8 protein-coding genes and 2 pseudogenes are annotated in these 7,485 nt (G+C 56.9%); 6 read left to right on the top strand and 4 right to left on the bottom strand.

Features of this window, described 5'->3' with window-relative positions; all coding sequences use genetic code 11:
- A partial coding sequence (def, locus tag ACIQ0G_RS08890; RefSeq protein WP_397577601.1) for a peptide deformylase occupies positions 1–391 on the bottom strand: 391 nt, incomplete at its 3' end.
- Between the two features lie 31 nt (positions 392–422).
- Complete coding sequence (gene recR, locus ACIQ0G_RS08895) at positions 423–1,019, bottom strand: recombination mediator RecR (RefSeq protein WP_324479437.1); 597 nt, start codon at positions 1,017–1,019, stop codon at positions 423–425.
- Between the two features lie 42 nt (positions 1,020–1,061).
- Between recR and fmt the strand changes: the two genes are divergently transcribed.
- Positions 1,062–1,967 carry a methionyl-tRNA formyltransferase gene (fmt, locus tag ACIQ0G_RS08900; protein WP_397577602.1) on the top strand — a complete coding sequence of 302 codons (906 nt, stop codon included), beginning with the start codon at positions 1,062–1,064 and terminating at the stop codon, positions 1,965–1,967.
- A complete protein-coding gene (gene truA, locus ACIQ0G_RS08905) occupies positions 1,964–2,704 on the top strand; it encodes a tRNA pseudouridine(38-40) synthase TruA (RefSeq protein ID WP_397577603.1) in 741 nt (246 codons plus the stop codon). Before fmt ends, truA begins: the two co-directional genes overlap by 4 nt.
- 15 nt (positions 2,705–2,719) lie before the next feature.
- Here truA and ACIQ0G_RS08910 read toward each other — a convergent pair.
- Positions 2,720–3,253: pseudogene (locus tag ACIQ0G_RS08910) on the bottom strand (methylated-DNA--[protein]-cysteine S-methyltransferase); the annotation flags it as partial.
- A 26-nt stretch (positions 3,254–3,279) separates the two neighbouring features.
- Positions 3,280–3,957 carry a dienelactone hydrolase family protein gene (locus ACIQ0G_RS08915; protein ID WP_397577604.1) on the bottom strand — a complete coding sequence of 226 codons (678 nt, stop codon included), beginning with the start codon at positions 3,955–3,957 and terminating at the stop codon, positions 3,280–3,282.
- Between the two features lie 222 nt (positions 3,958–4,179).
- On the opposite strand from ACIQ0G_RS08915, the gene ACIQ0G_RS08920 reads away from it, so the two are divergent.
- The 4 genes and pseudogenes from ACIQ0G_RS08920 to ACIQ0G_RS08935 all read left to right on the top strand — a co-directional run.
- The gene (locus tag ACIQ0G_RS08920; protein ID WP_183941654.1) at positions 4,180–4,746 is read left to right on the top strand and encodes a F0F1 ATP synthase subunit delta; all 567 of its coding nucleotides are present in this window, start codon (positions 4,180–4,182) and stop codon (positions 4,744–4,746) included.
- 8 nt (positions 4,747–4,754) lie between these two features.
- Positions 4,755–6,284, top strand: a complete 1,530-nt coding sequence (gene atpA / locus ACIQ0G_RS08925) for a F0F1 ATP synthase subunit alpha (RefSeq protein ID WP_397577605.1) — start codon at positions 4,755–4,757, stop codon at positions 6,282–6,284.
- Positions 6,285–6,368: 84 nt separating this feature from the next.
- Positions 6,369–7,250, top strand: coding sequence for a F0F1 ATP synthase subunit gamma (locus ACIQ0G_RS08930; protein WP_397577606.1), 882 nt, complete (start codon positions 6,369–6,371; stop codon positions 7,248–7,250).
- A 27-nt stretch (positions 7,251–7,277) separates the two neighbouring features.
- Positions 7,278–7,485: pseudogene (locus ACIQ0G_RS08935) on the top strand (hypothetical protein); the annotation flags it as partial.

Below are 7,485 nucleotides of genomic sequence, written 5' to 3' on the forward strand. Positions count from 1 at the left end.
TTGTCTCTTCATGAACTTTTCCATCAAGGTCCTGCCAGCGGGCACGGATTTGCGCGGGACGTTCGACCTCTGCATATTGGTCAGGCACCGAAAGGCAGCCTTCGTTATACAGGCTGTGTTCGTCCGACGGGTCCAATATTTCCGGATTTACAAATACCCGCGGATTGCGAACGGGCTCGTCGCCTGCGCTTTCCTCTTCCTGCAAATCGATGACCAACAGGCGCTTGGGCACCCCGACCTGAATAGCAGCCAGCCCGATACCGGGCGCGGCGTACATCGTTTCGGTCATGTCATCGACCAGCGCTTTCAAATCCGCATCAAATGTCTCGACAGGCGTCGAAATGGTTTTCAGCCGCGGATCGGGCACTTCAAGAATAGGTAATATGGCCATGGGTCGCAAATAGGGACGGTCGCACGATAAATCAACCGACTGGACGTCTGGCGCGCAATGCTTGTGCCAAGGTGCCATCGTCCAGATAATCAAGCTCACCGCCAACGGGCACGCCATGCGCCAACTGGGTTAAGCGCACCGGAAATTGTTCAAGCCGTTCCGCGAGATAATGCGCGGTTGTCTGCCCCTCCAGCGTGGCGTTCATGGCCAAGACGACTTCATCGACGCCGCCGGCGGCAACACGGGCAACCAAGCCTTCGATGTTCAAATCCTCCGGCCGAACACCATCCAATGCAGATAACCGGCCACCCAGGACATGATATTTTCCGGGAAATAGCCGCGAACGATCCAGCGCCCACAAATCCGATACGTCTTCGACAACACAGATCGAACGGATGTCGCGGCGCGGATCAACGCAAATGCCGCAGGGGTTGCCGGTATCGATATTCCCGCACGTGCTGCAGACGACCAGCCGTTGTTCGACCTGCTCCAACGCACGCAAAAGCGGCATCAAAACGCTTTCACGCTTTTTCATGAGGTGCAGCACAACCCGCCGTGCCGAGCGTGGACCCAGTCCGGGCAATTTCGACAATGCCTGTGCCAATGCGTCTATTTCTTGCGATGCCATGCTGCGGGTCTTAGGGGGCTTTCGAACAAAGGAAAAGTGACGATGCGTCTTGCCTTCATGGGAACACCCGAATTTGCCGTGCCCGCGCTCGACGCGCTGGTTGCCGCTGGGCATGATGTGGTTGCCGTATATTCGCAGCCGCCCCGCCCCGCGAACCGCGGTAAAAAGCTTACGCCGTCCGCCGTGCACCAGCGTGCCGAAGAACTGGGTTTGCATGTGCGCACGCCGCTGTCGCTGCGGCAGGACGATGCCGCAGCGGAATTTGCAGCGCTTGACCTCGATGCTGCAATTGTCGCGGCATATGGCCTTATCCTGCCCAAATCGATCTTGGATGCGCCACGGCATGGCTGCCTGAATATTCACGGATCGCTGCTGCCGCGCTGGCGCGGTGCTGCGCCGGTTCAGCGGGCTATTTTGGCAGGGGACGCCACAACAGGCGTCATGGTCATGCAAATGGAAGCAGGGCTCGATACCGGCCCAGTACGTGCAACAACCGAAATCGAAATCGGGCACAAGACCACGGGCATCCTCACCAGCGAGTTGGCGGAGCTTGGCGCAGAATTGATGGTGCGGGTATTATCGGACCTCAATGCCCATCCTTGTGTGCCGCAACCGAAAGATGGCGTCACCTATGCCGCCAAAATCGACAAGGCAGAAACCAAATTGGATTTTTCAATGTCCGCCGAAGCGGTCGAACGACAGATACGCGCATATAACCCCGCGCCGGGGGCATGGTTCGAATTTGAGGGCGAACGATATCGTGTGCTTTCGGCGGATATTGTTGCGGGTAGCAGCACAGCCGGCACAATTTCGGACGACCGGCTGACCATCGCCTGCGGCGTGGATGCGATCCGTCCCACAATCATCCAACGCGCCGGCAAACCAGCCATGCCGACCGCAGACTTGCTGCGTGGCAAGGCAATTCCGGCGGGCACGGTTCTGCAATGACCCGCTTTGCCCTCACCATCGAATTTGACGGCGGCCCCTATATGGGCTGGCAATGGCAAGACCATGGCCCTTCGGTTCAAGGCGCCATCGAAGAGGCCATATTCAAAACCACTGGCGAAAAGACATTGGTCTATAGCGCAGGCCGCACCGATGCAGGCGTCCACGCATTGGGCATGCGCGCGCATGTCGATGTCGAAAAAGGGCTTTCAGCGTTCCGATTGATGGAAGCCATCAACGCCCATTTGCGGCCGCACCCCATCGCGATATTGCATTGCGAGGAAGTCGCCGATGACTGGCATGCGCGTTTCAGCTGCATTGGCCGGTCCTACCAATATCGCATCCTCAATCGCCGCGCCTCGCTCACACTTGAAAAAGGCCGGGTGTGGCGCGTTGGTCCGCAGCTTGATGCCGACGCAATGCACGCAGCGGCGCAAATTTTGGTGGGCGTGCATGATTTCACGACCTTCCGGTCGACGGCATGCCAATCGGCAAGCCCCGTCAAGTCGCTCGAACGGTTGAACGTCCGCCGCGAAGGGCAGCATGTGATCGTCGAGGCTGCGGCCTTGTCATTCCTGCATCACCAGGTGCGGTCGATGGTGGGTTGCCTTGTTGCAGTGGGGCTTGGCCGCTGGACCGCCGACGATTTGCAGGCTGCGCTGGACGCGGCAGACCGTTCCGCCTTGGCGGAAAATGCGCCGCCCGAAGGCCTGTATTTTGTGCGGGCAATCTACCCTTAAGTAAACAGCTGCGCATCACAATAAGCGTTCTTGCGCGCGTTCTTTGTCCAGCAAGGCCTGTTTTCGCTCCAAGCCATATGCATAGCCACCAAGCGTCCCGTCGGTGCGAATAACCCGGTGGCAGGGGATGAGGACAGCGACATTATTCGCGCCATTGGCACTTCCCGCCGCGCGCACGGCATTGGGGCTGCCCACCGCAGCAGCGATATCTGCATATGTTCGCGTTTCGCCCGCCGGAATGCTCTTCAGCGCGTTCCAGATGGCCTGTTGAAATGCTGTGCCCGCGACGTCCAGCGGCAGGTCCGGCATGTGTGCGGGGTTCTCAATAGCCGCAATCGCGCCCGTTACCAGATGCGCGAGCGCACTGCCCCCGGCAATGATATCTGCGTTTGGAAACCGGCGTTGCAGCGCAGTTTCATCTTCATCGAATGACAGGCGGCAGATGCCTTTATCGGTCGCGGCAAGCAGCATCTTACCCAGCGCGGTATCAACCACCGCCCAACGGATTGTTACCCCTGCACCACCATTTTTCCACGCGCTTGGCGTCATGACGAAATGCCCCTTTGAGATCCAGTTTAGCCGCCACATGCGCGGAATAAAGCCAGGGTCCGCTCCCGCGCCAGATCGGCGCTTTCTTCATGATAATCTTTCCGCCGGTCCGAATTGAACCCATGGTTGGCGTCGTACACAAATATCTGCGCGGTGGGGTGCGCCTTATCAATAAGTGCCTCTACGCCCTCCATCGGGATGCCTTGGTCATATCTGCCGAAATGCGCGATTGTGGCGCATTTGGGGGTCTTATCGGCATATAATGTCGGAACGAGACTGCCATAATAGCAGCTGGCGGCCGCAAGATCGTCACTGATACCCGCGACGGCCCATGCCACTGAGCCACCATAGCAATAGCCCGTGATGAAAACGGGGCCTTTGTCCTTCAACGCGTCAATGCATATCTGCGCATCATCCAGCGACTGTACAAAGGGATGAAGCTCGCGCGCCAATTCGGTGGCGCGGTTATAATCGGGTCCCGTATAGTCAGCCTCAAAACCGGGATGCTCGCGATCAAAAATAGCAGGTGACAACACTTCATAGCCATCTGCGGCATATTCGTCGCAAAGCTCGCGAATATGGTCCGTCACGCCAAAGATTTCCTGCACCAGCACAAGGCCACCACGCCGCGCACCATCTGGCACGGCATGGTAGACGGCAATTTCCGCGCCGTCCGACATTGCCATCCGAATCATTTCACCCATCTCGGTCTCCTCTCCTGCCGCATTTCACGTGTTTTCGATTGCCGTGCAACGCCAGTTTGCACCACCAGAACAAGTTTGCGACCCCAACAGTATGCAATGAACTTAATTCCCAATCTTGCATCGCAGCAAAAGCCCTGCTAGGCGCGCGGCGACGCTAGAGACAGGGCAACCTTTCGGCTGGTTCAGCAAATACATCAGTTGTACATTTAAGGACTTCAACGCGTGGATAATTCCGGCGGCACAAGCGCTAATATACAAGCCAGTCTATCTGGCCGTTACGCGACGGCATTGTTCGAGTTGGCGCGTGATGCCAACTCCATCAACGCCGTTGAAAAAAGCCTTACGTCGGTCGCCAAAGCTGTGAACGAATCGGCAGACCTGAAGTCACTGACCACCAACCCTGTGTTGACACGGACGGACGCGAAAAAAGCAATCGCTGCTGTTGCCAAGGCAATGAAGCTGGATGCTTTGACGACCAAGACCTTGGGCGTGCTGGCCGACAATCGCCGGCTCAGTGAAACCGCATCAGTCGCACGGGCATTCTCGTCGCTTGCGGCGGCCCATCGCGGCGAAGTTACCGCCGAAGTTACTTCAGCGCACGCCTTGAGCGCAGCGCAGATGAAGACGCTTTCCGCAAATCTTAAGGCACGCGTCGGCAGCGACGTGGCCATCCAAACCAAAGTCGATCCATCCATTTTGGGTGGCCTGACTGTCCGCATCGGCAGCCAGATGATCGACACTTCTATTAAAACCCGTTTGAACACCCTCGCTAACGCGATGAAAGGCTAAGTAGTAAAATGGATATCCGCGCCGCAGAAATTTCCAAGGTCATTAAGGACCAGATCGCCAATTTCGGCACCGAAGCTCAGGTTTCGGAAGTCGGTAGCGTTCTGTCAGTTGGTGACGGTATCGCCCGTATTCACGGCCTCGACAATGTTCAGGCTGGTGAAATGGTCGAGTTCGCCAACGGCATTCAGGGCATGGCCTTGAACCTTGAAGCGGACAATGTCGGTGTCGTTATTTTCGGAACCGACAGCGAAATTCGCGAAGGCGACGTTGTAAAGCGTACCGGCACGATCGTTGACGTTCCTGTCGGCAAGGAATTGCTTGGCCGCGTTGTTGACGGCCTTGGTAACCCAATCGATGGCAAGGGCCCGCTCAAGACCACGCAGCGCAGCCGCGTTGAAGTCAAAGCGCCTGGCATCATCCCACGCCAATCGGTTTCGGAACCTGTTCAGACTGGCCTTAAGGCGCTCGACGCCCTCGTTCCTGTTGGCCGTGGCCAGCGCGAATTGATCATTGGTGACCGTCAGACCGGTAAAACTGCTGTCGCCATCGACACTTTCATCAACCAGAAGGAAGTGAACAAGGGCACGGACGAGTCGAAGAAGCTTTACTGCATCTACGTTGCCGTTGGTCAGAAGCGTTCGACCGTTGCGCAAATCGTTCGCGCATTGGAAGAGCAAGGCGCGATGGAATATTCCATCGTTGTTGCTGCAACTGCTTCGGAGCCTGCACCGCTTCAGTATCTCGCGCCTTACACCGGCGTTGCGATGGGTGAATATTTCCGCGACAACGGCATGCACGCCGTCATCGTATATGACGATTTGTCGAAGCAGGCTGTTGCCTATCGCCAGATGTCGCTTCTTCTGCGTCGTCCTCCAGGCCGTGAAGCCTATCCTGGCGACGTTTTCTATCTCCACAGCCGCTTGCTTGAGCGCGCTGCAAAGATGTCCGACGCCAATGGCGGTGGTTCGTTGACGGCATTGCCGATCATTGAAACACAGGCTGGTGACGTTTCGGCGTACATTCCAACCAACGTGATTTCGATCACCGACGGTCAGATCTTCCTTGAAACCGACCTGTTCTTCCAGGGTATCCGCCCTGCGATTAACGTTGGTCTGTCGGTTAGCCGCGTTGGTTCGGCTGCGCAGACAAAGGCGATGAAGAAGGTATCGGGCTCGATTAAGCTTGAGCTGGCACAATATCGCGAAATGGCTGCGTTCGCGCAGTTCGGTTCGGATCTCGACGCTTCGACGCAAAAGCTGTTGAACCGCGGTGCGCGCCTGACTGAGCTTTTGAAGCAGAAGCAATTCTCGCCACTGCCTTTCGAAGAGCAGACTGCGTCAATCTTCGCAGGCACAAATGGTTACCTCGACGGCATCCCAGTCGCCGACGTGACCCGCTACGAAGACGCCATGTTGGCTGACCTTCGTGCCAACGATGCGGGCATCCTGAAGACCATTCGCGACAGCCGCGACTTCAGCGACGACAGCAAGAAGGCGCTGATGGCGGCTCTCGACAAGTTCACGAAGAATTTCGCTTAATTCACTGATCTCCGGCGAAAGCCGGGGAACAGACCACAACGATAAACTGGACCCCGGCCTGCGCCGGGGAACACGGGAACCAAGATGGCAAGTTTAAAAGCCCTCAAAATGCGGATCAACTCGGTCAAATCGACCCAGAAGATCACCAAGGCGATGAAAATGGTCGCTGCTGCGAAACTGCGTCGGGCAACCGAAGCAGCAGAAGCATCACGCCCATATGCCGAACGACTGGAAGCGGTCGTATCAAGCATCGCGTCGAAGGTAACGGTCGGTCCACAATCGCCAAAGCTGCTTGCTGGTTCAGGCAACAGCGACGTGCATCTGTTCGTTGTCGCCACCAGCGACAAGGGCCTTGCGGGCGCATTCAACACCAATATCGTCCGTCTTGCCCGCCGTCAGGCAGAGGCGTTGAAGGCCGAAGGCAAGACCGTTAAATTCTACACCATCGGAAAGAAAGGCCGCGATCAGCTCAGCCGGACGTTCCGTGGCGATATCATCCACAGCATTGAACCAGGCGATTTGGGCAAGCTCACTTACGCTGATGTGCAGGCATGGGGTGAAGATTTGACCGCACGTTTTGAAGCGGGCGATTTTGACGTCGCGCATCTGTTCTTCAGCAAGTTCGAAAACGTCCTTACGCAAACACCAACGCAAATTCAGCTGATGCCCGTCGCTGTTACCGCCGGTGAAGGCGATGCCGTCGGCGTTTCTGCAACGGTTGAATATGAGCCAGATGAGGAAGAAATCCTCGCTGACTTGCTGCCACGCAATGTTGCCGTTCAGTTGCTTCGCGCAAACCGCGAAAATGCTGCGTCCGAGCAAGGTTCGAAAATGACCGCAATGGACAACGCAACGCGTAATGCGGGCGACATGATCAACAAGCTGACTATTCAATATAACCGCACGCGTCAGGCGGCGATTACCACTGAACTTATCGAAATTATCGCAGGCGCAGAAGCGCTTTAACGACATCCAAAGGCAAGGAAGAAGCAAATGGCAACCGCCCCGAAGAAGACCGCCGCTCCAAAAAAGGCCGCAGCACCCGCCGCAGCCGCTAAAAAAGCGCCTGTGAAAAAAGCTGCTGCAACCAAGGCTCCCGCTCCAAAGGCTGGTGCTGGCCAAACCGCGATTAACGTCGCCGGTGCAACGGGCCGCATTTCGCAGGTCATCGGCGCTGTTGTCGACGTAACCTTCACTGGCC

It is taken from the genome of Sphingorhabdus sp. (assembly GCF_044354325.1).
In the GTDB taxonomy this organism is placed as follows: Bacteria; Pseudomonadota; Alphaproteobacteria; order Sphingomonadales; family Sphingomonadaceae; genus Sphingorhabdus_B.

Bases quoted from the DNA above. Each gene is read 5' to 3' on its own strand.
- ACIQ0G_RS08915 (WP_397577604.1), bottom strand. From the start codon at position 3,957: ATGGGTGAAATGATTCGGATGGCAATGTCGGACGGCGCGGAAATTGCC.
- fmt (WP_397577602.1), top strand. From the start codon at position 1,062: ATGCGTCTTGCCTTCATGGGAACACCCGAATTTGCCGTGCCCGCGCTC.
- truA (WP_397577603.1), top strand. From the start codon at position 1,964: ATGACCCGCTTTGCCCTCACCATCGAATTTGACGGCGGCCCCTATATG.
- atpA (WP_397577605.1), top strand. From the start codon at position 4,755: ATGGATATCCGCGCCGCAGAAATTTCCAAGGTCATTAAGGACCAGATC.
- ACIQ0G_RS08930 (WP_397577606.1), top strand. From the start codon at position 6,369: ATGGCAAGTTTAAAAGCCCTCAAAATGCGGATCAACTCGGTCAAATCG.
- recR (WP_324479437.1), bottom strand. From the start codon at position 1,019: ATGGCATCGCAAGAAATAGACGCATTGGCACAGGCATTGTCGAAATTG.